This window comes from Rhodococcus sp. K11/5 (assembly GCF_055193735.1).
In genome coordinates this window covers 2,925,573-2,950,085 of record NZ_CM143721.1, presented here as the reverse complement: position 1 = coordinate 2,950,085, position 24,513 = coordinate 2,925,573, and the positions used below count along the sequence as shown (strand labels likewise).

At 68.8% G+C, this 24,513-nt stretch carries 21 protein-coding genes and 1 other RNA gene; 10 read left to right on the top strand and 12 right to left on the bottom strand.

Features of this window, described 5'->3' with window-relative positions; translation table 11 throughout:
* The first annotated feature begins 37 nt into the window (after positions 1-37).
* The 4 genes from cobC to ACY466_RS13890 are packed head-to-tail and all read left to right on the top strand — an operon-like array spanning position 38 to position 4,172.
* Complete coding sequence (gene cobC / locus ACY466_RS13905) at positions 38-1,081, top strand: Rv2231c family pyridoxal phosphate-dependent protein CobC (RefSeq protein ID WP_463245942.1); 1,044 nt, start codon at positions 38-40, stop codon at positions 1,079-1,081.
* Between the two features lie 10 nt (positions 1,082-1,091).
* Positions 1,092-2,267 carry a Nif3-like dinuclear metal center hexameric protein gene (locus tag ACY466_RS13900; protein WP_463245941.1) on the top strand — a complete coding sequence of 392 codons (1,176 nt, stop codon included), beginning with the start codon at positions 1,092-1,094 and terminating at the stop codon, positions 2,265-2,267.
* 34 nt (positions 2,268-2,301) lie between these two features.
* Positions 2,302-3,039: a zinc ribbon domain-containing protein gene (locus tag ACY466_RS13895; protein ID WP_463245940.1), complete on the top strand. Its 738-nt coding sequence runs from the start codon at positions 2,302-2,304 to the stop codon at positions 3,037-3,039.
* Positions 3,036-4,172, top strand: coding sequence for a bifunctional RNase H/acid phosphatase (locus tag ACY466_RS13890; protein WP_463245939.1), 1,137 nt, complete (start codon positions 3,036-3,038; stop codon positions 4,170-4,172). Before ACY466_RS13895 ends, ACY466_RS13890 begins: the two co-directional genes overlap by 4 nt.
* Positions 4,173-4,217: 45 nt before the next feature.
* Here ACY466_RS13890 and ACY466_RS13885 read toward each other — a convergent pair whose 3' ends face one another.
* Positions 4,218-5,510 carry an SLC13 family permease gene (locus tag ACY466_RS13885; RefSeq protein ID WP_463252295.1) on the bottom strand — a complete coding sequence of 431 codons (1,293 nt, stop codon included), beginning with the start codon at positions 5,508-5,510 and terminating at the stop codon, positions 4,218-4,220.
* The gene (locus tag ACY466_RS13880) at positions 5,510-6,037 is read right to left on the bottom strand and encodes a DUF1697 domain-containing protein (RefSeq protein WP_463245938.1); all 528 of its coding nucleotides are present in this window, start codon (positions 6,035-6,037) and stop codon (positions 5,510-5,512) included. Before ACY466_RS13880 ends, ACY466_RS13885 begins: the two co-directional genes overlap by 1 nt.
* Positions 6,038-6,080: 43 nt before the next feature.
* Here ACY466_RS13880 and rnpB point away from each other — a divergent pair.
* Together rnpB and ACY466_RS13870 are read left to right on the top strand one after the other, a co-directional pair.
* An RNA gene (gene rnpB, locus ACY466_RS13875) (RNase P RNA component class A) lies at positions 6,081-6,508 on the top strand.
* 694 nt (positions 6,509-7,202) lie between these two features.
* Positions 7,203-7,388 (top strand): hypothetical protein, encoded by a 186-nt coding sequence (locus tag ACY466_RS13870; protein ID WP_463245937.1) that lies wholly within the window; start codon positions 7,203-7,205, stop codon positions 7,386-7,388.
* A 16-nt stretch (positions 7,389-7,404) separates the two neighbouring features.
* Here the strand turns inward: ACY466_RS13870 and ACY466_RS13865 are convergent, their stop codons facing one another.
* From ACY466_RS13865 to panB, 4 genes are read right to left on the bottom strand one after another with little or no spacing between them, the layout of a single operon-like run.
* Positions 7,405-8,964 carry a CYTH and CHAD domain-containing protein gene (locus ACY466_RS13865; RefSeq protein ID WP_463245936.1) on the bottom strand — a complete coding sequence of 520 codons (1,560 nt, stop codon included), beginning with the start codon at positions 8,962-8,964 and terminating at the stop codon, positions 7,405-7,407.
* 40 nt (positions 8,965-9,004) lie between these two features.
* On the bottom strand, positions 9,005-9,979 hold the full coding sequence (gene pip / locus ACY466_RS13860) for a prolyl aminopeptidase (RefSeq protein WP_463245935.1): 975 nt from the start codon (positions 9,977-9,979) through the stop codon (positions 9,005-9,007).
* Positions 9,976-10,407: a hypothetical protein gene (locus tag ACY466_RS13855; protein WP_463245934.1), complete on the bottom strand. Its 432-nt coding sequence runs from the start codon at positions 10,405-10,407 to the stop codon at positions 9,976-9,978. The genes pip and ACY466_RS13855 overlap by 4 nt, the downstream gene beginning before the upstream one ends.
* A 50-nt stretch (positions 10,408-10,457) precedes the next feature.
* Complete coding sequence (panB, locus tag ACY466_RS13850) at positions 10,458-11,312, bottom strand: 3-methyl-2-oxobutanoate hydroxymethyltransferase (protein ID WP_463245933.1); 855 nt, start codon at positions 11,310-11,312, stop codon at positions 10,458-10,460.
* A 174-nt stretch (positions 11,313-11,486) separates the two neighbouring features.
* Here panB and ACY466_RS13845 point away from each other — a divergent pair, with 174 nt between their 5' ends.
* The 3 genes from ACY466_RS13845 (at position 11,487) to ACY466_RS13835 (ending at position 17,624) form a co-directional block, all read left to right on the top strand.
* Complete coding sequence (locus tag ACY466_RS13845; protein WP_463245932.1) at positions 11,487-13,064, top strand: alpha/beta hydrolase; 1,578 nt, start codon at positions 11,487-11,489, stop codon at positions 13,062-13,064.
* Positions 13,065-13,141: 77 nt separating this feature from the next.
* Complete coding sequence (locus ACY466_RS13840; protein WP_463245931.1) at positions 13,142-14,482, top strand: glutamine synthetase family protein; 1,341 nt, start codon at positions 13,142-13,144, stop codon at positions 14,480-14,482.
* A gap of 112 nt (positions 14,483-14,594) precedes the next feature.
* A complete protein-coding gene (locus tag ACY466_RS13835) occupies positions 14,595-17,624 on the top strand; it encodes a bifunctional [glutamine synthetase] adenylyltransferase/[glutamine synthetase]-adenylyl-L-tyrosine phosphorylase (RefSeq protein ID WP_463245930.1) in 3,030 nt (1,009 codons plus the stop codon).
* Between the two features lie 27 nt (positions 17,625-17,651).
* Here the strand turns inward: ACY466_RS13835 and ACY466_RS13830 are convergent, their stop codons facing one another.
* The 5 genes from ACY466_RS13830 to glnA all read right to left on the bottom strand — a co-directional run bounded on the left by ACY466_RS13830 (position 17,652) and on the right by glnA (position 22,999).
* A complete protein-coding gene (locus tag ACY466_RS13830) occupies positions 17,652-18,635 on the bottom strand; it encodes a glycine betaine ABC transporter substrate-binding protein (protein WP_463245929.1) in 984 nt (327 codons plus the stop codon).
* Positions 18,635-19,429, bottom strand: a complete 795-nt coding sequence (locus tag ACY466_RS13825; RefSeq protein WP_463245928.1) for an ABC transporter permease — start codon at positions 19,427-19,429, stop codon at positions 18,635-18,637. Before ACY466_RS13825 ends, ACY466_RS13830 begins: the two co-directional genes overlap by 1 nt.
* Positions 19,426-20,625, bottom strand: coding sequence for an ABC transporter ATP-binding protein (locus ACY466_RS13820; RefSeq protein WP_463245927.1), 1,200 nt, complete (start codon positions 20,623-20,625; stop codon positions 19,426-19,428). Before ACY466_RS13820 ends, ACY466_RS13825 begins: the two co-directional genes overlap by 4 nt.
* Positions 20,618-21,268 (bottom strand): ABC transporter permease, encoded by a 651-nt coding sequence (locus tag ACY466_RS13815; protein ID WP_463245926.1) that lies wholly within the window; start codon positions 21,266-21,268, stop codon positions 20,618-20,620. The genes ACY466_RS13820 and ACY466_RS13815 overlap by 8 nt, the downstream gene beginning before the upstream one ends.
* Positions 21,269-21,562: 294 nt before the next feature.
* Positions 21,563-22,999 carry a type I glutamate--ammonia ligase gene (gene glnA / locus ACY466_RS13810; protein WP_463245925.1) on the bottom strand — a complete coding sequence of 479 codons (1,437 nt, stop codon included), beginning with the start codon at positions 22,997-22,999 and terminating at the stop codon, positions 21,563-21,565.
* 241 nt (positions 23,000-23,240) lie between these two features.
* Between glnA and ACY466_RS13805 the strand changes: the two genes are divergently transcribed.
* Positions 23,241-23,711: an RDD family protein gene (locus ACY466_RS13805; protein ID WP_463245924.1), complete on the top strand. Its 471-nt coding sequence runs from the start codon at positions 23,241-23,243 to the stop codon at positions 23,709-23,711.
* A 33-nt stretch (positions 23,712-23,744) separates the two neighbouring features.
* On the opposite strand, the gene ACY466_RS13800 is transcribed toward ACY466_RS13805, so the two are convergent.
* On the bottom strand, positions 23,745-24,512 hold the full coding sequence (locus ACY466_RS13800) for a DUF4191 domain-containing protein (protein ID WP_463245923.1): 768 nt from the start codon (positions 24,510-24,512) through the stop codon (positions 23,745-23,747).
* Position 24,513 lies beyond the last annotated feature (1 nt).

Here is a 24,513-nt window from a genome sequence, read left to right as displayed (position 1 = left end):
CCGTGACAGGCTCGGTGATCGTGACAGGGATGACGCCATGACCTCCGACGGCATCGATCTGCGCCATCACGGTGACGTGGAGGCACTGCCGGGGCTGATCGATTTCGCCGTGAACGTGCGCGGAGACCGGCCGCCCGCCTGGCTGCGGGACAGGTTGGTCTCGGCACTCGACCGGGTGGCGCCCTACCCGTCGGCCGCCGAGGATCTCTCGGTCCGCGAGCAGGTGGCGCGGCGGCACGGCCGCTCCGCCGACGAGGTGCTGCTCCTGGCGGGTGCGGCCGAGGGATTCGCGATGCTGCCGCGGCTCGGCTGCGTGCGGGCCGCGGTGATCCATCCGTCGTTCACCGAACCCGAGTTCGCGCTCCGCCAGGCCGGGATCGCGGTGCACCGGGTGGTTCTCGACGCGCCGTACCTGCTCGCGGGGGCCGAGGTTCCCGAGGACGCCGACCTGGTGGTGGTGGGCAATCCGACCAACCCGACGTCCGTGCTGCATTCTCGGGCCGACCTGCTCGCCCTGCGACGCCCCGGCCGGGTGCTGGTGGTCGACGAGGCCTTCGCGGACACCGTTCCCGGTGAGCCGGAATCGGTGGCGGATCGGTCGTGTCCCGATGTTCTCGTGGTGCGGAGCCTGACGAAATCGTTCGCGCTGGCCGGGCTCCGTTGCGGCTACGTGCTCGGTCCGCCGGATCTGCTCGCTGCGCTGGCGCACGGACGGGCGCACTGGCCGCTCGGGACGGTGCAACTCGAGGCGATCGCGGCGTGCTCGGATCCGGCGGCCGTGGCCGCGGTCGAGCGCGACGCGCACGTGATCGCCACCGAGCGCGAGTACCTGACGGCCCGCCTCGACGGGATCGGTGTGCGGGTCGCGGCGCCGCCCGCCTCGTCGTTCGTCCTCCTCGACGTTCCCGACGCCGAGCACGTGCGCTCGGCGTTGCGCGAGCGCGGAATCGCCGTCCGGCGCTGCGACACCTTTCCCGGGCTGGGTGAGCACCTGCGAGTCGCGGTACGCGGGCGTCCGGCCGTGGACCGGCTCGTGGAGAACTGGCGTGACGTGCTCGGGTCCACCGCGGCGGATGGATAGGCTCGGACGCATGTCGTCCGCACCCGCTCGGTCCGCTTCGGTCACCCTCGCCGAGGTGATCGCCGTCCTCGACGAGGCCTACCCGCCCGCTCTGGCGGAGAGCTGGGACTCGGTGGGCCTGGTGTGCGGAGACCCCGGCGACGCGGTGCGGACCGTGATGTTCGCCGTGGACGCGACCGAGTCGGTGGTGGACGAAGCGCTGACCGCGGGTGCCGATCTGCTCGTGGTGCACCACCCGCTGTTGCTGCGCGGAGTGGACACCGTCGGCGCTCACACCCCCAAGGGATCGTTGGTGCACAGGCTGATTCGAGGCGGCTGCGCGCTCTTCACCGCGCACACCAACGCCGATTCCGCGTCCCCCGGCGTGTCCGACGCGTTGGCCGCCGCACTGGGGATGACGGACCTGTCGCCGTTGAACGAGCAGGACGACGCCCCGCTGGACAAGTGGGGCGTCTTCGTTCCTCGCGGCGATGCCGAGGCGGTGCGGGAGGCGATGTTCGCCGCGGGGGCCGGTGCGATCGGTGACTACCGCGAGTGCAGTTGGTCCACCGACGGAGTGGGGCAGTTCCGCCCCGTGGACGGTGCGAACCCGGTGATCGGCACGGTGGGTGACGTCGAGCGCGTCGACGAGGTTCGGCTCGAGATGGTCGGGACTCGCTCGGTTCGCGCCGCGGTTCTGTCGGCGCTGCGTTCGGCGCACCCGTACGAGGAGGTCGCGTTCGACGTCGTGCAATCGGTGGGAATGCCGTCGGGCTGCGGGCTCGGACGCGTCGGGTCGCTTCCGGAGACCACGACGCTGCGCGAGTTCACCGCCCGCGTGGCCGACGCCCTGCCGACGACGGTGTGGGGTGTGCGCGCCGCGGGTGATCCCGATGCGGTGGTGAGCCGGGTGGCGGTGTGCGGCGGTGCGGGTGATTCGATGCTCGGCGACGCGGTGCGGGCCGGGGTCGACGTGTACGTGACGTCGGATCTGCGTCACCACGTGGCCGACGAGCACCTGCGCGCGGGTGGGCCCGCGTTGATCGACGTGGCGCACTGGGCGGGGGAGTTCCCGTGGTGCGGGCAGGCGAAGGCGGTGTTGGACGATCGATTCGGCGACACCGAGGGATGGCGCACGGTTCTCACCTCGGCGCGCACCGATCCGTGGACGGTGGGCACGCAGGCGGAGCCGGTCGATCGCGGCTAGGTTCTGCACCAGCAGGGGAGATACGGTGGCGGGCGTGAACGTCGACCCGAAGATCCAGCTCCTGCTCCTCGATCTGGCGGCCCTGGACACCGAGCTGTCCCAGATCGCCCACCGTCGGCACACCCTGCCCGAGCAGGCGGCCGTCGACGAGCTCGAGAGCGAGCGCATCGCGCGCAAGGACGCGGCCGTGAGCGTGGAGATCGCCATCGACGATCTCGACCGCGACATTCGCAAGCTCGAGGGCGAGGTCGACGCGGTCCGCAAGCGCGAGGAGAAGGACCGCGCGGCACTGCAGTCCGGGAGCGTCGGCGCGAAACAGCTCACCGAGCTGCAACACGAGCTCGGCAGCCTCGAGCGTCGCCGCGCGATTCTCGAGGACGATCTCCTCGAGGTCATGGAGCGCCGCGAGGCCTCGCAGAGCGATCACGAGCACGCCGGGGCGCGGCTGAGTCAGGTCGAGGACCAGCTGATCGATGTGCGTCGTCGACGCGACGACGCGGTGGCGGACCTCGAGAAGGTCGAGGCGACGCGCACCGACCAGCGCGGGCAGCTCGCCGACACCCTGCCGGACGAGGTTCGAGCGGCGTACGAGAAGCAGCGCGAACGGGCCGGGATCGGTGCGGCTCTGTTGCGGGGCCGCCGGTGCGGCGCGTGCCGAATCGAGCTGGATCGCGGCGAGATCTCCCGCATGGCCGCGGCGGCCCCGGACGTTCTGTTGCGCTGCTCCGAGTGCAACGCGATCCTGGTGCGCACCAAGGAATCCGGCCTGTGACGGTTGCCGATTCCGCGTCGGTGGACTCGGTTGTCGTCGAGGCCGACGGCGGGTCCCGAGGCAATCCCGGCCCCGCCGGCTACGGAGCGGTGGTGCTGTCCGCGGATCGCAGCACCGTGTTGGCCGAACGTCGCGAGTCCGTGGGCATCGCCACCAACAACGTCGCCGAATATCGCGGTCTGATCGCCGGACTCGACGCGGCGAGGGAACTCGGGGCCCGCGAGGTGTCGGTCCGCATGGACTCAAAACTCGTCGTGGAGCAGATGTCGGGGCGCTGGAAGGTCAAGCACCCGGACATGATTCCGCTCCGCCGTCGTGCCGCGGAAGTGGCCGAGGCCTTCGACTCCGTTCGCTACCAATGGATCCCACGTGCGGAGAATTCTCACGCCGACGCCCTCGCCAATCAGGCGATGGACGGCGAGCCCGCGCTGCTGGACGGACGGGCCCCGACGCCGGCGACGGTGTCCGACTCCGCTCCGGTCGCGGAACGTCCGCCGTGGCAATCGGTGTCGGGTGCCGCGACCCGCATGATTCTGCTGCGGCACGGGCAGACGCCCCTGTCGGTGGACAAGCGCTATTCGGGCCGGGGCAATCCCGACCTGACGGATCTCGGTCGCGCGCAGGCCGCAGCGGCGGCGGACCGCATCGGTTTCCTGGGCGGTGTCGACGCCATCGTCAGCTCACCGTTGGGACGCGCGCGGGACACCGCTGCGGCCGTGTCCGATCGCATCGGCGTTCCGGTCACGGTTCTCGACGGTCTCACCGAGACCGACTTCGGTAGCTGGGAGGGGATGACCTTCACCGAGGCCCGCGAGTTCGACGCCGCCGCGCACGACGCCTGGATGGCCGACACGGCCGTGGCCCCTCCGGGGGGTGAGAGCTTCGACGCCGTCCGCGAGCGCATCGTCGCCGTGCGGGAACAGCTTCTCGGCGACTACGCCGGTAAGACCGTGGTGGTGGTCTCGCACGTCACACCGATCAAGACGCTGCTGCAACTCGGCCTGGGGGTCGGGCCGTCGATCCTCTATCGACTGCACCTCGACCTGGCGTCGATCAGCATCGTCGATTGGTTCGACGACGATGCCGCCTCGGTGCGATTGGTCAACGACACGTCGTATCTCTGGGTGCGCTGAGCTCTCCGGGTGTGTCGAGCCTTCCGGGTGCGCTGAGCCGGCCGTTCAGACCTGCAGAGCAGACCACAGCGCGGTGGTCGCGGCGAGGATCGTCAGGGGCGTGCTCACCAGCCCCAGCACCGTGAAGGTCCGCAGGCTCGGTGGTGCGTTCTCGGCCCGTGCGACCCTGCGCCACAACATGATCGCCAACGATCCGACGTAGGTCAGGTTGGGTCCGAGGTTCACTCCGATCAGCATCGCGAGCAGTGCGGGTACCGAGGCGTCGCCGACCGCGGGCGTCAGGGCGGCCAGCAGCAGCAACGTCGCGGGCAGATTGTTCAGAACGTTGGCCGCGACCGCAGCGATCGCGGCGACGCCGAGCAACGCGAGCAGCGAGGTCGACGTCGGCAGTAGGTCGGCGACCGCGTCGCCGACCGGGCCGTTCGCGAGACCCGCCACCACGACGCCGAGAGCGAAGACGAACACCAGGAACCACACGTCCAGAGCACCGATCACCGCGCGCGGTGACGTGCGGGCCCGCCGCAGGGCGGGGACGGCGAGGACGACGGCGGCCGCGACGGCCACCCAGACCGGTTCGATCCCCACGAGCCCGCTGACCGCGAAACCACCGAGGGCGACGGCGAGCACCGACAGCGCGAAGACCGGGGCGGCGACGGACTCGTCGGAATCGTGCACCCCGTCCGAGGTATCGAGTGCAGGCTCGGGTGCGTTCGGCGAGCGGAGCTCGGCCCGGAACAGCCACCGGAAGACGGCGTACTCCACCGCCAGGGCCACGATCCAGGGCGCCGCCATGAGCGCGGTGAAATGGAGGAACGTCAGCCCGGTCGCGGAGAACACCAGCAGGTTCGTGAGGTTGGAGACGGGCAGCAGGGTCGACGCCGAGTTCGACAGGTGTGCAACCGCATACGAGCCGGGAAGAGGGGACGTTCCCGCCGTGCGCGCCGCGGCGATCGCGATCGGTGTCATCAGCACCACGGTCGCGTCGAGGCTGAGAACGGCCGTCGTGAGCGAGGCGGTCACGAAGACCAGCGTCAGCAACCGCACCGGTGAGGACCGGGATCGGCGACGCAGGACGGCCGCTATCCAGGTGAAGACGCCGTGAGCGTTCGTCAGGTGGGCCAGGACCAGGATCGCGGCGAGGAAGGCCACGGTCGGCGCCAGGGCGGAGGTCTCGTCGAGGGCGTCCCGGGTGGTGACCAGCCCGAGGAGGAGGGCCAGGACCGCGGCCGGTACGGCCACCACGGCTTCGGGAAGGCCGCGAGGGCGGGCGACGGCGAACGCGAGAACCACCGCGACGAGAACTGCGGCGAGGACCGCGCGGACGGCGGGATCGGTGATCACGCCAGCAGCGTGCGCAGCGTGCGGAGGTTACGGGTGGTGGTCGTCGATCGGTACCGCGCGCGGGCACTCGCCTTGCCGATGACGCTGGACAGGGTGTCGCCCCGGAGGACCTCCCAGAACAGCACATGGTGGGGACCCGGCGCCGTCCGTTCCGTCGCGGGATCCGTGGACTCGGCCAGTGTCGCGAGTTCGGCGGTCGAGACACCGTCGCTGGAGAAGATCACGTACGGATGCCGTTCGGACTCGTCGGTTGTCCACGGGTACGCCGAGACCACCTCGGCGAGATCGCTCCGGGTCAGGACGACGACCCATGCCTCGTAGCCGAACGTGCTGCGGAGCACGCCCTCGACGTGAGACCGGATGACGGCGGGGTCGTCCGCGGCACTCGTGAGCGAGACGTTTCCCGACGCCAGTACGGTGCGCACGTCGGTGTACCCGGCGTCGCGGAGCGCAGTCGCCAACGCCGCCATCGTGATCCGAATGCCCCCGACGTTGATGCCCCGCAGCAGAACGACATGAGTCATGACGGCGACAGTAACGGCCGGCGCGTAGGATCGTCGACGCGGACGAGTTGGCCGGACGGCCGCGGCACGGAGAACCGACGACCGGTGTCGTCAGGCTTCGAGCCGAGGAAAGTCCGGACTCCACAGAGCAGGGCGGTTGCTAACGGCAACCCGAGGTGACTCGCGGGACAGTGCCACAGAGAACAGACCGCCGACGGCGTCCGAAAGGTGTTGTCGGTCAGGGTGAAACGGTGCGGTAAGAGCGCACCAGCACCCCGGGTGACCGGGGTGGCTCGGTAAACCCCGCCCGGAGCAAGATCGAAGGTCGGATCACCGCACGCGGTGGTGCGGCTGCGCAGGTGCTCGAGGGCTGCTCGCCCGAGCCTGCGGGTTGATCGCTCGAGGTACCCGGCGACGGTGTGCCCAGATGGATGGTCGTCACTCGAGGCCTCGGCCTCGGGACAGGATCCGGCTTACAGGCCGACTCGTTCGCACCCGTCGTGAAGTAGAACGTATGTTCGATATGTCGTACAGTGAAAGAGCGACGGGCCGGTGGTAGGTGACTACGGGAAGCTCCGGCCCGTCGCTCTGTCAGCTGGGTACTGCTCGATCAGCTGGGTACTACTCGCTCAGCTGAGGCCCGCGAAGAAGTCCAGTGCGCCGAAGAGGTCTGCGGCGTTGCCGAAGAACTCGGCGAAGAACGCGAGGTCGAGTACGAGGTCAGCAGACATGGAGGTTCTCCTCTTGTAAGGGGCGACAAAAATTTGCTTCGTCGGTTGTGGCGAAGCCTTTACTTTGTACCACCCTCCCGCGCAGACCGCGCGCCGAAACGACACCTTTTTCGTCTCGCTCTCTCACCGAACGGCAAACGGCTCCTCCCGTCCGGGAGGAGCCGTTCGTGGTGCCGGGTGCCGCGGCGCGACAGGTGTCGATCAGATCGGGCTGACCACCAGGAGGGTCGCCCAGTAGGTGGCAGCCTCGACGCCGAGGTAGGGCAGGAGGTGATCGAAGAGGATGTACGACATGGGTTTTCTCCATTCGGATGGGTACGGCAGGCTCGCGCGCGGGGGTCGTGAGGTACCGCAGTGTAACCCCGCCTGCGCACCACGGAAGACGATCGTCTCGGCCTGTCGTGGGGAACGGCGATCCCCGCGTCGGCGGCGTCCGTTCGGGGCACACTGGTCACATGAGCCAGGACGAACAGTGGTACTACCGGATCAGTGACAAGACCGTCGCGCAGGGCAAGGACGCGAGCGCGATGGACCGGATGGGGCCGTACCCCGACCGCGCGACCGCCGAGCAGGCGCTGCTGATCGCCGCCGAACGCACCAAGGCCGCGGACGAGGCGGACGAGGAGTGGAACGACCGATGACGGCGAGCTGACCCGCTCACTTCTTCAGCGCACGCCCGGCCACGGAGAGCTTCCTGCGCGCTCCGTCCAGCGGCTCGAGGGCCGACGCGCCCACGTGAGCCTCGTCGGCGTAGAGCACACCGAAGGTGAAGGTGTCCGCGCCGGCGTCGTGGGCCTTGCCCGTCTCGACGAGCAGGGTTTCTCGCGCCACGGCGCTGTCGTGGTGATGCCCGAGGACGGACTGCACCTTCTTCGCGGCCTTGCCCACCGCGGCCGCGTCGGAATCGAGGCGGCCGCCACTCGGCGCGGCCAGGGCGGCCTCCGCCGCGTAGCGCAGCTTCTTCGCCGACTTGCGCACGTCGTGCAGCGCGTCCTCGTGCGCGGCGCCGGTGAGTTCGGCGGCCCTGGTCTCGGCCGCGACGACCGCGCGGTACTGCTTGCGAAGAACCTTGCGGAACGTGCGCCCGTGGGGCCGGTCGCCGCGCACCAGCGGCGGGTCCAGCAGGAGTCCGTCGAGCGCCTCGAGCAACGCGAAGTACCGCTCGCCGTTCAGCTCGGTCACGATCTCGTCGTGAGCGAGTGCGTACAGCCGCTCCTGGGTTCCCTGCAGTGCCTCGCGTACCGGTCCGCGCACCGCGTCGGGTTCGAGAGCGTCCAGTGCGGATCCGAAGCGCTCGGCCATCACCTCGGCGTCTCGCGCCGTGCCGAGGAGGTCTGCGAGCCAGGACAGTTCGTCGCGGATGGCGTCGACGGTGGGCCGGTCGAACAGGGTTCGATACGAGCGGAGCACGCTGCGAAGCCGCCGCGTCGCCACCCGCATCGCATGCACCGAGTCGTGCGCGTCGATGCGGACGAGTGGGTCGGCGAAGGTCAGCACGTCGACGTCGGCGGCGAGCGCCCGCAGGACGGCGGCGCCCGCCGTACCGTCGAGCTCGCGCCCACCGCGGGGAGACCGGTCGAGCGCATCGCTCAGCCGAGAACCCATGGCACGGGCCAGCTTCGACGTCGACGAGCCCGGCGAGCCACCGTGCGCGAGCAGGGTCTTGCCGATCTTCCTCAGGATCGAGCGCTTGCCGTCGACGAGCTCGACCTCCCACTCCCGCCACCGGGTGGTGACGTCGTCGAGAAGGTTTCGGGCCGTGACGGTGTCGTCGCACAGCTCGGCGGCGGCAGCGTGGTCGGCGGTGGAGACGACGGTGGTGATCCGCCGCGTGTCGATCACGGCGACCGGAACCAACGACTTCCCGCGAGTCACGGCGGCGACCCGGTCGGCGACCTCTGCGGGTACCCGAGTGTTGTTGCCGCCCGCGGACAACGGGCTCTGTAGCTCGAGCCGTTCGTCCGACGCCACCGGCAGTTTGACGTGCCAGCCGGCGTCGCTGCTGCCGGTTCGGCGCCGCACGGTGATGCGGCGGCGCGCGAGGTCGAGATCGGTGGTGTCGAAGTACGTCGACGACGGATTCGAGGTGTCGGGAGTCGAGACCGCGACGACCGACGGGACGCGATCGAGATCGGGCACCGGGGTGTCCATGCCGACGTCGAACTTCTGCTCGATCTCCGGGTGCCCCGACGCACCTGCCCCACCGTGTGAACTCATGGTGACATCAATACCAGGTTCGGGTGAACGGGCCGACGAGTCAGCGGAACGAGTCGGTGGCCCGCACCAATCGATCCACGATGCCCGGCTCGGACGCCGAATGACCGGCGTCGGGCACCATCTCCAGCGTGGACCCCGGCCACGCACGGTGCAGGTCCCGGGCGCTGACCGGCGGGCACACCACGTCGTAGCGCCCCTGCACGATCACCGACGGCAGGTGCGCGATCGTCGGCACGTTCCGCAGGAGTTGATCTCGGCCGAGGAAGCCACCGTGACGGAAGTAGTGGTTCTCGATCCGCGAGAACGCCAGGGCGAAACGAGGTTCCGCGTTCTCGGCGACCTTGTCCTCCTTCGGGATCAGCGAACTGGTCGCCCCTTCCCACGTCGACCACGCCACCGCCGCGCGGGTGGCCACCTCGGGATCGGGTGAATGGAGGAGGTGGTGGTACACCTCGACCGGATCGTCGTTCCGCTCGTCGACGGGGATGGGGGCGAGGAACTCCTCCCACCGTTCCGGGAACAGGTGCCCCGCGCCGCCGCGGTAGTACCAGTCGATCTCCTGTGGACGCAGCAGGAAGATGCCGCGCAGCACGAGCGACGTCACGCGATCCGGGTGTGCCTGGGCGTAGGCGAGGGACAGCGTCGACCCCCACGACCCGCCGAACACCGACCACGACTCGATCGCGAGGTGTTGCCGCAACGCCTCCATGTCGGCGATCGAGTGCGGCGTGGTGTTCACCGACAGGTCGGCGCCGTCGGCCACGTGCGGAACGGACTGCCCGCAGCCGCGCTGGTCGAACAGCACGATGCGGTACGCGTCGGGATCGAAGTAGCGGCGTTGATCCGGGCCGGTCGCCCCACCCGGTCCGCCGTGGACGAAGACCACGGGCCGACCGTCGGGGTTGCCGCTGGTTTCCCAATGGATGCGTTGGCCGTCGCCGACGGGAAGCAGGCCCGCGTCGTACGGCTCGAGCGGGGGGTAGAGCGTCCGCTGGGCCCGGCCGGCGGACGTCACAATCCCACCAGTCCCGACGCGAGATCCGGGATGTCCAGCAGCTCGACGGCCTGCGTTCGGACGTCCGGGCACGTGTCGGTGGTGACCGTGTCCACGATGGACCGGTCCTGCAGGACGGCGATGTTGATGGATCCGGACGCGGCCGCCCAGTTCTGCACCAGGATGTTGAGGCCGCCGCGCCCCAGCGTCGGGCCCTGCAGGCGCCAGTCGGACAGCTGCTGCTCGAGGTCGGAGCACAGCGTCTGCGCCTGCTGGTCGGTGATGGCGGGTCCGGCCGGGGGAGGCGCCGCAGTGGTGGTGGCGGGTGCGGTCGGTGCGGAGGTGGGTTCGGTGCTCGGAGCGGAATCGCCCGCGCAGGCGGCGATCGACGTCGCGGCGATCACCGCCGCGGCCCCGCCCACCAGGCGTCGGGTCCAGGAAACGGTCATGCGGCGAGTCTGCCACCGAACGGGCCCGCGCCGGGCGGGCGGAGGTGGGATCAGAAGCTGTGTTCGGCCGCCGGGAACGCGCCCGTACGGACCTCGTCGGCGTAGGTGGCCGCGGCCTCGCGCAGTCGATCGCCGACGTCACCGAAGCGCTTGACGAACTTGGCCGTGCGGCCGCTGGTGAACCCAGCCATGTCCTGCCAGACCAGGACCTGGGCATCGCAGTCGACTCCGGCACCGATGCCCACGGTGGGGATGGTGAGCTTGCGGGTGACCTGCCCGGCGAGGTCGGCGGGAACCATCTCCACGACCACCGAGAACGCACCGGCTTCCTGCACCGCGACGGCATCCGCGATCAGTTGCTCGGACGCCTCGCCCCGACCCTGGACGCGAAAGCCGCCGAGGTTGTTCACGCTCTGCGGGGTGAAGCCGACGTGGGCCATCACCGGGATGCCGGCCGCGGTGATCGCCGCGATCTGGTCGGCCATACGCTCGCCGCCCTCGAGCTTGACCGCGTTGGCGTGTCCGTCCTTCATGAACCGCACGGCGGTGGCCACGGCCTGCTGCGGTGAGACCTCGTAGGTGCCGAACGGGAGGTCGGCCACCACCAGGGCGTTGGGCGCGCCGCGGACGACGCCGCGGACCAGGGGAATCAGCTCCTCGACGGTCACCGGGACGGTGGTGTCGTATCCGTAGACCACGTTCGCCGCGGAGTCGCCGACGAGCAGAACGGGAATCCCGGCCTCCTCGAAGATGCGGGCGCTCGAGTAGTCGTAGGCCGTGAGCATCGCCCACCGGTCACCGGAGGCCTTCATGGCCTGCAGATGATGGGTGCGGGTCTTGCGGCCGGTCGGAGTACCGCCGTAGACGCTCTGTTCGGGGCTCGCGGAATTCGCGGATGCGGACATCGGGTGTCCCTTTCGTCCTCGAGGCCCGCCGTGCGGGTCCCCGGGTGAGTGGATGACGGCTCCGAGTCTGCCACCCTGCGTCGACACGACGACAGTGCTCTTGATCACACGCGGCAATCGGCCGGGCACGGCGCTCTCGGACTCGACCCCCGGCACCCGTGTCACCATCGAGTCGTGCGCATTCGTTCGTCGAGTTCCCCTCGCCGTCTCCGGCCCTCGCAGTTCCTCACGCTCGCGGCCGTCCTGTCGCTCGCTCTCGCGGGATGCGCCGGTGACCCCGATCCGGCGCCCGCCGATCCGAGCGCTCCGGAGAGCGGTGCGGCCGACACTCGCGGGTGGAGCCTCGACGACTACGCGTCGCAGCCCCTCACCTGGGGCTCCTGCGAGGGATTCGCCACCGACGGGCTGTCCCTGCCCGGGCTGGAGTGCGGTCGGATCGCCGTGCCGCTGAACTACGAGGACCCGGCCGCCGGGGACGCCTCGATCGCCGTCTCGCGCGCGGCGGCGACCGGTGACCGGGTGGGATCGCTTCTGGTCAATCCCGGGGGGCCGGGTGCCTCCGGGTTGTCCGCAGCGCTCGTGGCCGGTCGGTCACCGGTACAGGAATCGTTCGACGTCATCGGATTCGATCCGCGCGGCGTCGGCGCCTCCACCCCCGCGGTGCGTTGCAACACGGCGGAGGAATTCGACGCCGAACGGGCGGACTCCGACGTCGACACCTCGCCCGCCGGGATCGCCGAGACCGAGGCGGAGAACCGGGCCTACGCCGAGCGCTGCGCGGATCGCAACGACCCGGCCCTGTTGACCCACCTCACCTCCGCGGACGTGGCGCGCGACATGGACGTCATCCGATCCGTTCTCGGCGACGAGCGGCTGAACTATCTCGGCTTCTCCTACGGAACCCGAATCGGCTACACCTATGCCGAGCTCTTCCCGCAGAACGTGCGCGCGATGGTGCTCGACGGTGCCCTCGACCCCAGCGCGGACCCGGTCTCCGAGGTGATCGGGCAGGCGGCCGGTTTCCAGTCGGTCTTCGACGCGTTCGCCGCCGACTGCGCCGCGCAGGCCGACTGCGCGCTGGGGCCCGATCCCGCGGCCGCGATCGAGCGGTTCCGTGCACTCGTCGATCCCCTCGTGGACACCCCCGCGGCCACCGCCGGTGAGCGGGAGCTGAGTTACGACGACGCCATCACCGGGACCCAGCAGGCGCTCTACAGCACCCAGCTCTGGGAGCCGTTGCGCGTGGGGCTGGCGCAGCTGGCGTCGGGACGCGGTGACGTGCTGCTGGAACTGGCCGACCTCTACAACGGCCGGTTGCCCGACGGGACGTACACCAACACCAACGACGCGTTCACCGCCGTGCGGTGCGTGGACGATCCGCGCATCACCGACCCCGAGGTCGAGGGCGAGCTGAACACGAGGTTCCGCGAGGCGGCGCCCTTCCTCGACGACGGTCGCGGGACCGGAGCGGCGCCGCTCGAGGCGTGCGCGTTCTGGCCCGTGCCGTCCGAGGCCGAGCCCGCGGCGCTGTCGATCGACGGTCTCGCCCCCACCCTCGTCCTGTCGACCACGGACGATCCCGCGACACCGTACGAGGCGGGGGTCGCGCTGGCCGAGCAGCTCGGGTCGTCGCTGATCACCGTGGAGGGGAACGAGCACACGGCGGCTTTCAAGGGCAACGACTGCGTCGACGACGCGGTGAGCGACTACCTCGTCGACCCGACCGAGCCCCCGGCGGACCTGGTGTGCTGACGGGCCGGGACGACGCACAACGGGACCGATTTCACGATGTAACACGGATTTAACGCGACGTGCCTAGCCTGTCCAGCATGGATCGTCAAAAGGAATTCGTGCTCCGTACCCTCGAGGAGCGCGACATCCGGTTCGTCCGATTGTGGTTCACCGACGTCCTGGGGTACCTCAAGTCCGTCGCCATCGCTCCCGCCGAGCTCGAGGGCGCTTTCGAGGAGGGCATCGGGTTCGACGGCTCCGCCATCGAGGGCTTCTCGCGGGTCTCCGAGGCCGACACGGTGGCCAAGCCCGATCCGGCGACGTTCCAGATCCTTCCGTGGACCACCAGCAAGGGTGAACAGCACTCGGCCCGCATGTTCTGCGACATCGCGATGCCCGACGGTTCGCCGTCGTGGGCGGACTCGCGGCACGTGCTCCGCCGCCAGCTCTCCAAGGCCGCCGATCTGGGCTTCAGTTGCTACGTCCACCCGGAGATCGAGTTCTTCCTCTGCAGCGAACTGCCCGACGACGGACGCCCGCCGACACCGGCCGACAACGGCGGCTACTTCGACCAGGCCGTCCACGACGCCGCCCCCAACTTCCGTCGGCACGCCATCGACGCACTCGAGTCGATGGGGATCTCCGTCGAGTTCAGTCACCACGAGGCCGCGCCGGGGCAGCAGGAGATCGACCTGCGCTACGCCGACGCCCTGTCCATGGCAGACAACGTGATGACCTTCCGTTACCTCGTGAAGGAGGTCGCGATCGACGAGGGTGTCCGCGCGACCTTCATGCCCAAGCCGTTCAGCGATCAGGCCGGCTCCGCGATGCACACCCACATGAGCTTGTTCGAGGGCGACGCCAACGCGTTCCACAACCCGGACGACCCGATGCAGCTGTCGGAGACCGGCAAGGCCTTCATCGCGGGCATTCTCGAACACGCCAACGAGATCAGCGCCGTCACGAACCAGTGGGTCAACTCGTACAAGCGGTTGATCCACGGCGGGGAGGCCCCCACCGCGGCGTCCTGGGGCCCGTCCAACCGATCCGCCCTGGTGCGGGTACCGATGTACACGCCGAACAAGTCGTCGTCGCGCCGCGTCGAGATCCGCAGTCCCGATTCCGCGTGCAATCCGTACCTCGCGTTCGCGGTGCTCCTCGCGGCCGGTCTGAGAGGCGTGGAGAAGGGCTACACCCTGCCGCCCGAGGCGGAGGAGGACGTGTGGTCGCTGACCTCGGCCGAGCGTCGGGCCATGGGTTACCGCGAACTGCCCGGCAGCCTCAACGAGGCGTTGGAGGCGATGGAGGGCTCGGAACTGGTCGCCGAGACACTCGGTGAGCACGTCTTCGACTTCTTCCTGCGCAACAAGCGTCGGGAATGGGAGTCGTACCGCAGCCACGTCACGCCGTTCGAGCTGAAGAACTACCTGGGTCTGTAAGTCGGCGTGGGTAGGTCCGGGGGAGACGGTGCAGTAGCGTCGGTGCGGTCATGAATCGCCTGTCGCGCACCTGTCGCCCCGCACCTCGCCGCTCCGTCCCGGGCCCACGGCGGTGACCCCGCCCACGAACCGGTCCTCGGTGCCCAGCGCCGGTCGCCTGGGCCTCGTCGAGGCCACTGCCGCACGCGATCTGGCCCGGTTGGGCTGGGACAACGCGGAGAGCATCGACCTGCTGTGGTCGCTCTCCCGCGCGCCGGACGCCGATCTCGCGCTGCGCAAGGTCGTGCGACTCGCCGACGAGCTCGGCGACGGCTGGGCGTCCCTGGACGAGAAGCTGCGCGTCGACAAGGGGCTGCGAGGTCGACTGCTGGCGCTCGTGGGTTCGTCCGACGCGCTCGGTGATCATCTGGTCTCGGACCCGACGCGCTGGGAGATCCTGACCACCCACCGCACCTCGCTGCCCTCTCCCGAGGATCTGCGCGCCGCACTGCTCGGCGCGATCGATGCGACCGAGGAAACGGGGGAGTGCGCGTCCGCCGGGGTGTTCCGCTCGGCCCTGACCGGTCCCAAGGCCGTCATCGCTCTGCGGACCGCGTACCGCGATCAGCTGATGCTGCTCGCCGCGGCGGATCTGGCCGCGACCGTCGAGGACGAGGCCGTCGTTCCGTACGAGGTGGTGGGTCGTCACCTGTCGGACCTCGCCGACGCCGCCCTCACCGCGGCCCTCGCCGTCGCCGTCGCCGTGGTGTTCCCGGACGACGAGTGCTCGGTGCGACTCGCGGTGATCGCGATGGGCAAATGCGGTGCGCAGGAACTCAACTACGTCTCCGACGTGGACGTGATCTTCGTGGCCGAGCCCGCCAACGCTCTCGCCACCCGCGTGGCGGGCGAACTCATGCGGATGGGGTCTCAGGCCTTCTTCGAGGTCGACGCCGCCCTGCGGCCCGAGGGCAAGCAGGGCGAGCTGGTGCGCACGCTCGAGTCCCACGAGGCGTACTACAAGCGGTGGGCGAAGACCTGGGAGTTCCAGGCGCTGCTCAAGGCTCGCGCGATGACCGGTGATCGGGACCTGGGTCTCGCCTACGTCGACACCGTGAACCCGATGGTGTGGATCGCCAGCGAGCGTGAGGACTTCGTCCCCGAGGTGCAGGCCATGCGGCGCCGAGTGGAAGAGATGGTGCCGGCCGAACTGCGCGAGCGCGAGATCAAGCTCGGCCGCGGGAGCCTGCGCGACGTCGAGTTCGCGGTGCAGCTCCTGCAATTGGTGCACGGGCGGACCGATACCGCGCTGCACGTCCTCGGCACCATCGACGCGCTGTCCGCGCTCGCGACGGGCGGGTATGTCGGACGTGACGACGCGGCGAATCTCACCGCGTCGTACGAGTTCCTGCGGCTGATCGAACACCGACTCCAGCTGCAGAAATTGCAACGGACGCACACGCTTCCACCGTTCGACGACGAGGAGGCGATGCGGTGGCTCGCCCGCGCGGCGCACATGCGTCCGGACGGCAACAACGATGCGACCGGTGTGCTGCGTCAGGAGATCAAGCGCAACGCCCAGCGCATCCGACGATTGCACGCCCGGCTGTTCTACCGGCCGCTGCTCGAGTCCGTCGCCCAGATGGACACCGACGCCCTCCGGTTGAGCCCGGATGCCGCGTCCAGACAGCTTGCCGCACTGGGTTATTCGGCGCCGACGCACGCGCTGGGGCACCTGAGCGCGCTGGTGAGCATGGGGGCCCGACGCGGGCGCATCCAGTCGCTCCTGCTGCCCACCCTGCTCGAATGGCTGGGGGAGACACCGGATCCCGATGCCGGTCTTCTCGCGTACCGGCGGTTGTCCGAGGAGGTCAAGGACCAGGCCTGGTTCCTGCGACTGGTGCGTGACGAAGGTGCCGTCGCCCAACGACTCATGCGCGTTCTCGGCTCCTCCGAGTATCTGCGCAACGTCCTGCTGAACGCGCCCGAGGTCATCCGGCTCTTCGCGGACGGGACCGACGGGCCCCGCCTGCTCGACGTGGATCCGGAAGAGACGTACGGGGCGATTCTGAAATCCTCGGCGCGGTACGAGGACCCGGTGCGGGCCGTCGGGGCCGCCCGGTCCCTGCGGCGGTACGAGCTCGCCCGCGTCGCCTCCGCCGACATTCTGGGACTGCTCGACGTTCCCGAGGTGTGTCGAGCGCTGTCGTCGGTGTGGGCCGCGGTCATCAACGCCGCGCTCGACGCGGCGATCCGAGCCTCGGTCGCCGAACGCGGCGAACCGGCGCCCGCGACCATCGCGGTCATCGGGATGGGCCGACTCGGCGGCGGCGAGCTGGGGTACGGCTCCGACGCCGACGTGCTGTTCGTCTGCGAACCGGTCGCGTCCACGGACGGCGCCGAGGTCGACGAGTCGGCCGCGGTGAAGTGGGCCAACGCGATGGCGGACCGGGTGCGCAAGCTTCTCGGCTCGCCGAGTCAGGACCCGCCGCTCGAGGTGGACACCGGTCTGCGGCCCGAGGGGCGGAACGGCCCCGTGGTGAGGACACTGTCCGCGTACGACGCGTACTACACCCAGTGGGCGCAGTCGTGGGAGGTGCAGGCCTTGTTGCGGGCACACCAGGTCGCCGGTGATCAGGACCTGGGCATCCGGTTCCTGCTCATGGCCGACAAGGTGCGCTACCCGGACGGGGGAGTGTCGGAGGACGCGGTGCGCGAGATCCGCCGCATCAAGGCGCGGGTCGACGCCGAGCGATTGCCCAAGGGCGCCGATCCGAAGACACACACCAAGCTCGGGCGCGGCGGGCTCGCCGACGTGGAGTGGACGGTGCAGCTCATCCAGCTGCGGCACGCCCACCGTCTGCCGGCGCTGCACAACACCTCGACGCTCGAAGCGCTGGACGCCATCGGCGCCGCGGAGCTGATGAGCCCCGGAGACGTGGATCTGCTCCGCCAGGCGTGGCTCACCGCCACCAAGGCACGCAACGCTCTGGTGCTGGTGCGCGGCAAGCCGACCGATCAGATTCCCGCGCCGAGCAAGGTGCTCTCTGCGGTCGCTCTGGTGGCCGGATGGCCCAACGGGGACGGTGGGGAGTTCCTCGACAACTACCTGCGCGTCACGCGTCGGGCCAAGGCCGTGGTGGAGCGGGTCTTCGGCGGCTGACCCGCCGGGCCGACCGACCGGCCCCGGTCAGTCGGCGCCGGCGGTGACGAATCCCTGATCGACCATCCAGTCACGGGCCACCTCGGCGGGTTCGCGACCGTCGACGTCGACCTGCTTGTTCAGTTCGGTGATGACGTCGTTCGTCAGGGCAGCGGAGATCGGGGCGGTCAGGTCGATCAGTTCGGGGTGCTGATCCGCGACCTCTTCGCGGAGGACCACCGTGGCGTTGTAGCGGGGGAAGAACGAGAGGTCGTCCTCGAGGACCACGAGATCGAGACCGCTGATGCGACCGTCGGTGGTGAACACCTCACCGAACCGGCACTGCGCACCATCGGCCGTCGCCTGGTAGATGACGCCGGTCTGCAGAATCTGCACCGGAATCGCGTTGGCGTCGAAACCGTAGGTGGCGGCCAGTCCGGGAAGACCGTCCTGTCGGCTGTTGAACTCGGTTTCCACGCACAGCGACGCCGACGCGGGATCGGCGTTCACCAGGGCGCCGTAGTCCGACAGCGTCCGGATTCCGGTCTCCTGAGCGACCTGCTGGTTCATCGCCAAGGCGTAGGTGTTGTCCATCGGTGCGGGATTGACCCACACCAGCCCGTTGGGACGGTCGGCGTCGCGGATGGCCTCGAACTGCGCGGTGGCGTCGGGAATGGGGGTCTCGTTGCCGAGGTAGTTGATCCAGCCCGTTCCGGTGTACTCGTAGGTGACGTCCACCTGCCCGGTCAGCATGGCCTCCCGCGTGCTGTTCGAGCCCGAGATGTTGGTCAGGTCGCGGACATCCGCGCCGGCCGCGCTGAGCGCGAACTCGAGGATGTATCCCAGGATGATCTGCTCGGTGAAGTCCTTGGACCCCACCGTCAACTGCACGCCCTCGAGCGCCGGGATCTCCGTGATGCTGCCCGGTCCGACGGCGAGCGGGACGGCGCTACCCGATTGGAGCCCGCACGACGACAGTGCGAGGGTGGCGGCGCCGCACAGGGCGAGGATCCCTCGGGTGGTGCGCCGCATCAGCGGAGTCCTTTCGGTCCGAGGTAGGCCTCGGCGAGTGCGCCCAGCCAGTCCACGAGAAGGGCGAGAGCCACGGCGAGAACCGCGCCGACCACCAGGATCAGAGGCTGATTGAGCTTGTAGCCGGTGTCGATGAGGACTCCGAGACCACCCGCGCCCACGAGGAAACTGAGCGTGGCCGTGCCGACGGCCAGAACGAGCGACGTGCGCAGCCCGGCCAGGATGAACGGCACCGCGAGCGGGAACTCGATGCGACGAAGGATGCCCATGTTGGACATGCCCTGGCCGCGGGCGGCATCGATGTAGCTCGGTTCGACGGTCTGGAACCCGAGCATCGTGTTCCGGAGCACCGGCAGCAGTGAGTAGAACGCGATGGGAAGCACACCGACCCAGAATCCGGTGGATCCGGTCGCCAGGAACAGAAGGACGAGCAGGCCGACGGCGGGCGCGGCCTGACCGATGTTGGCGATGCCGACGAAGATCGGGGCCAGCTTGTCGAACCCGCCGCGCGTCAACAGGATTCCCAGCGGGACGGCGATGACCAGCACCAGTGCGGTGACGACGAACGTGATGAGGACGTGCCGGGTGACGGCGTCGGTGATGGTGGCGACGTTGATGGTCTCGGCCTGCGTCGCCGTGAGGTCCCGCGTGAGGGCGTAGGCCAGGAGCACCACGACGATCACCAGCACGATCACGGGCTGGATGAACAGGCGAACACGCTCGGCCCGTCGGGCCGTTCTGGCGGCGTCCTTCTCGCCCGCGTCGTCGACCGCTCCCGCGGCGACGGTGGTCACGAGGGCGTTCCGGTGGTGGCGTCCGCCCGATCGACGTGGTCGTTCGCGTGCTGGGACCGGAGTGTCTTGATCGTGTCGATGAGCGCCTCGATGGTGACGGTGCCGACGTACTCGCCGCGCTGACCGGTGACGGTCGCGGTCGCATTGCCCTCCGCCAGAAGCGCTTCCAACGCATCCTGCAGAGTCGACTGCGTGGACACCACCTCGCCCATCGGCACGCCGACGTCACGCAGGCTGCTCACGCCGACGAGGTGACGACGGTCGGTCCACCGAATCGGCCGCTTGCGGGCGTCGAGGATGATTCCCCACGCCTCCGGGTCGGAGCCGAGGGCGGAGTTCATGGTCTCCACCGACTCGTCCTCGCCGAACGCGGGAACGTCCGACAGTTCGATGTCGCGCACCCGCATGAGGGTCAGCTGCTTCAACGCCGCTCCGGCGCCGACGAATCCGGCGACGGTGTCGTCGGCCGGGTTGGCCAGCACGGCCTCGGGCGTGTCGTACTGCAGGATCGTCGACTGATTGCCGAGCACCGCGATGCGGTCGCCGAGTTTGACGGCCTCGTCGAAATCGTGGGTGACGAACACGATGGTCTTGCCGAGCTCGGACTGCAGTCGCATCAACTCGTCCTGCAGCAGGCCGCGGGTGATGGGGTCGACGGCGCCGAAGGGCTCGTCCATGAGGAGAACCGGGGGATCGGCGGCGAGCGCCCGAGCGACTCCGACGCGCTGCTGCTGGCCGCCGGAGAGCTGGCGCGGGTAGCGCTCGCGGTACAGGGACGGCTCCAGTCCCACCAGGTCGAGCATCTCGTCGGTGCGCTCGTTGATGCGCTTCTTGTCCCACCCGATGAGGCCGGGAACCATGCCGACGTTCTGCGCGATCGTCATGTGCGGGAACAACCCGGCCTGCTGGATCGAGTAGCCGATGGTGCGCCGCAACTCGTTCGGGTCGATCGAGAGCGCGTCCTTGCCGCCGATGGTGATGCGACCCGAGGTGGGCTCGATCAGGCGGTTGATCATGCGCATCGTCGTGGTCTTGCCGCAGCCCGACGGTCCCACGAGGACGACGACCTCGCCCGCGGGAATCGTCATGGACACGTTGTCCACCGCGGCCAGCTTCTGGCCCGGGTAACTCTTGGTCACGTTCTCCAGCACGATTTCCGCGCCGGATACGTTCGATGTGCGGGTCGAGTCACTCACGGATACCCCTCGAGGTGGTCAGTTTGCCGATCAACACGTAGATCCCGTCGAGGACCAACGCCAGCAGGACGATCAGGACAGTGCCGGTGAGGGCCTGCGGAACAGCGGTGGGGCTGCCGACGCGCGCCAGCCCGGAGAACAGAAGGTTGCCGAGACCGGGGCCCTTGGCGTACGCGGCGATGGCCAGGATGCCCATCGCCATCTGGGTGCTCACCCGCATACCGGTGAGGATGGACGGCCAGGCCAGAGGGATCTCGATGCGGCGCAACACCGTCGTGCGGCTCATACCGATGCCGCGGGCGGCGTCGCTCACTGCGGGATCGACCGCACCGAGCCCCACCACCGTGTTTCGGATGATCGGGAGCAGCGAGTACAGCACCAGGGCGGTCACGGTGGGCCGAACACCCAGTCCGAGAATGGGAATGAGCAGGCCCAGCAGCGCGAACGACGGGATGGTCAGGATCGTGCTAGCCAGCGCAGTGGCGACGGCCGAGCCGGCGGGGCTGCGGTAGACCAGGATGCCGATCCCCACACCGATGATGGTGGCGATCACGACGCACTGGACCACCGCCGACACGTGCAGGTAGGAATCGATCGCCAATTGCCTTCGCCGCCCGACGATGAAGTCCCAGAGTGCATCCATCGGCAGAGTATTCCTTTGTTCGGCGGAGACAGCTGTGCGGCACGGATGTGCTTCTCTTCGTCTCTAGTTAAGCGCACGGACCCCCGAATGTCCCGACTTAGCCGATTGTTCGTTCGTTCGCGTCACACATACCTGCGTCGGGGTGTCCCGATGAGCAGTGGATCGAGTCAACCTCTCGCTCACGTGATTTCGCCGCTGAGCACGCGATACGACGCTCGACGGGGACAGACCGTCGGAACGCACCGACGCCCGGCCGAATGATTCGGCCGGGCGTCGGTGGTGAGAAGAAAAAACTCAGCAGTCGTAGTACAGCTGGAACTCGTACGGGTGCGGCCGGAGGTTGACCGGTGCGATCTCGTTCTCCCGCTTGAGCGAGATCCAGGTCTCGATCAGGTCGGTCGTGAACACGCCACCGGCGGTGAGGTACTCGTGATCGGCCTCGAGGCGGTCGATCACGGCGGGCAGCGACGTGGGTGCCTGCGGGATGTTCTTGGCCTCCTCGGGCGGGAGCTCGTAGAGGTCCTTGTCGACGGGCGCCAACGGCTCGATCTTGTTCTTGATGCCGTCCAGGCCGGCCATCATCTGCGCGGCGAACGACAGGTACGGGTTGCCGGACGCGTCGGGCGCACGGAACTCGAGGCGCTTGGCCTTCGGGTTGTTGCCCGTGGTGGGGATGCGGACAGCGGCCGAGCGGTTACGGCCCGAGTACACCAGGTTGATGGGGGCTTCGTAGCCCGGCACCAGGCGGTGGTACGAGTTGATCGTCGGGTTCGTGAACGCCAGCAGCGACGGCGCGTGGTGCAGGATGCCGCCGATGTAGTGACGGGCGAGATCGGACAGACCCGCGTAGCCCTTCTCGTCGTAGAAGAGCGGCTTGCCGTCCTTCCAGAGCGACTGGTGGACGTGCATACCGGATCCGTTGTCACCGAACAGCGGCTTCGGCATGAACGTCGCGGACTTGCCGTGCTGCCAGCAGGTGTTCTTCACGATGTACTTGAACAGCTGCAGGTCGTCGGCCGCGCGCAGCATGGTGTTGAACTTGTAGTTGATCTCCTGCTGCCCGCCGGTGCCCACCTCGTGGTGACCGCGCTCGAGCTCGAAGCCCGCGTTCTGCAGGTTGGTGGAGATGGCGTCGCGGATGTCGACGTAGTGGTCGTACGGCGCGACGGGGAAGTAGCCACCCTTGGGGCGGACCTTGTAGCCGAGGTTGGGGGAGCCGTCGACCTCGGTCTCGGCGCCGGTGTTCCAGGCGCCCGAGCTCGAGTCGAGCTCGTAGAAGGCACCGTTCATCTGCGAGTCGTAGCGCACCGAGTCGAAGATGTAGAACTCGGCCTCGGGGCCGAAGAACGCGGTGTCGGCGATACCCGTGCTGGCGAGGTACTCCTCGGCCTTGCGGGCGACGTTGCGGGGGTCGCGGCTGTAGGACTCGCGGGTGTACGGATCGTGGACGAAGAAGTCCATGTTCAGCGTCTTCGCGCGACGGAACGGGTCGATCTGCGCCGTGCCGTAGTCGGGCAGCAGCATCATGTCCGACTCGTGAATGGACTGGAATCCGCGGACGGACGAACCGTCGAACGCGAGACCGTCTTCGAGGGTGTCCTTGGTGAACGCCTTCGCAGCGATCGAGAAGTGCTGCTGGATGCCGGGGAGGTCGGTGAATCGAATGTCGACGTACTCGATGTCCGCCTCGTCGATGTACTTGATGACCTCATCGGCCGTGGTGAAATCCACGCTGATAGCTCCTTCGTGTCGATGGCTGGACCCGCGTCGTCGATGGTCGGAAGCGACGATCGATCGTCGAGTGCAGCGGCTCCGTCGGGCCGACGGTAGGGAAGCGGTGTTGCCTCACCGTCAAGTTCGTGTTTCGTCGGTGTTACGCATCCCATCTTTGCAGGTAGCGCCCGCGGCGGTCACCGAAGTCGGACATCCACCTATCCTGGAGGTCAGCACACCAGTCGTCGAAAGGACGCTCATGGCACGAATGACCGGATCATGGCTGTCGGGACCGTCCGCGGCCATGCCCGAGGGCGAGCACGAGCTGCAGGAGTACCAGGGCGAGTACCTGGGCCTGCCGAAGCACGGGCCGGGGTCGCTCGCGCCCTTCGGCCGCCGGATCGCGGCGCTGGCCGTCGACTGGTTGATGTCGATGGGTGTCGCCGCGCTGATCATGAGCCTCGGAGTGAGCGGTGGACTGTCGACTCTCACGCTGATCGTGTGGTTCGTACTGGGGGTCGCGTCGGTGAGTCTGTTCTCGTTCACGCCCGGCCAGGTGGTCCTCGGAATCCAGGTCGCCCGCGTCGACGCGCCCGGTGGTGTGGGCTTCGTCCGGGCGCTCGTGCGTCAGGTGTTCATCGCCGTGGTGGTGCCCGCCGTGGTGACGGACATCGACAGCCGCGGAATGCACGATCGCGCAACCGGAACCGCCCTCGTCGCGACCCGCTAGGGGAGGCGACGAGGGCGGTGGGAAACCGGCCGGTCAGCGGCGTTTCATGGTCCGCTGCAGGCCCTTCATCTTCGCGCCGCCCGGCATCGGGCCCTTGGGGAGCGCGGGCCCGCCCTTGGTGCCGATCGCCGACAGTCGCGATTCGATGGTGTCCATTCGCTTGGAATCGATGTTCTTCGGCAGCTTGGTGACGAACTTCTGCAACTGCGACAGGGGCACCTGTCCGGCGTCGTTGCCGATGACGATGTCGTAGATCGGGGTGTCGCCGACGAGGCGAGCGGTCTTCTTCTTCTCCTGCGCGAGGAGGGCCTTGACCCGATGCGGAGCGCCCTCGGCCACGAGGATCACGCCCGGCTTGCCGATCACGCGGTGCACCGCGTCGAGCTGGGTGGTTCCGGCGATCGCGTTGGAGACCCGCCAGGAACCGCGCAGGTTGTCCAGCGTCCACGCCGCGGCACCGGCCTGGCCCTCGGCCTTGCCGTACACCGACTTCTGCACGCGGCGTCCGAAGATGACGAACGCCAACATCACACCGATCAGCACACCGAACGGCAGCAGCAGCCACTCGATCCCGAAGATCAGACCGATCAGAAAGAACAGAACGGCCGTTCCGAGGACCGATCCCAGCATGAGCGGAACGAGGAGCTTGTCCTCCTTGCGCTGCATCTTGAACGCCTGCCACAGCTGTGACCGGCGTTCCTTCGACGCCTTCTTGCGCGCGGCCTTCGCCGCGGCCTTCTCTTCCTTGGAGGGTTTGCCGCCCTTCCCAGATCTGCTGCCGGATGTACTGCGGTTCGCCATG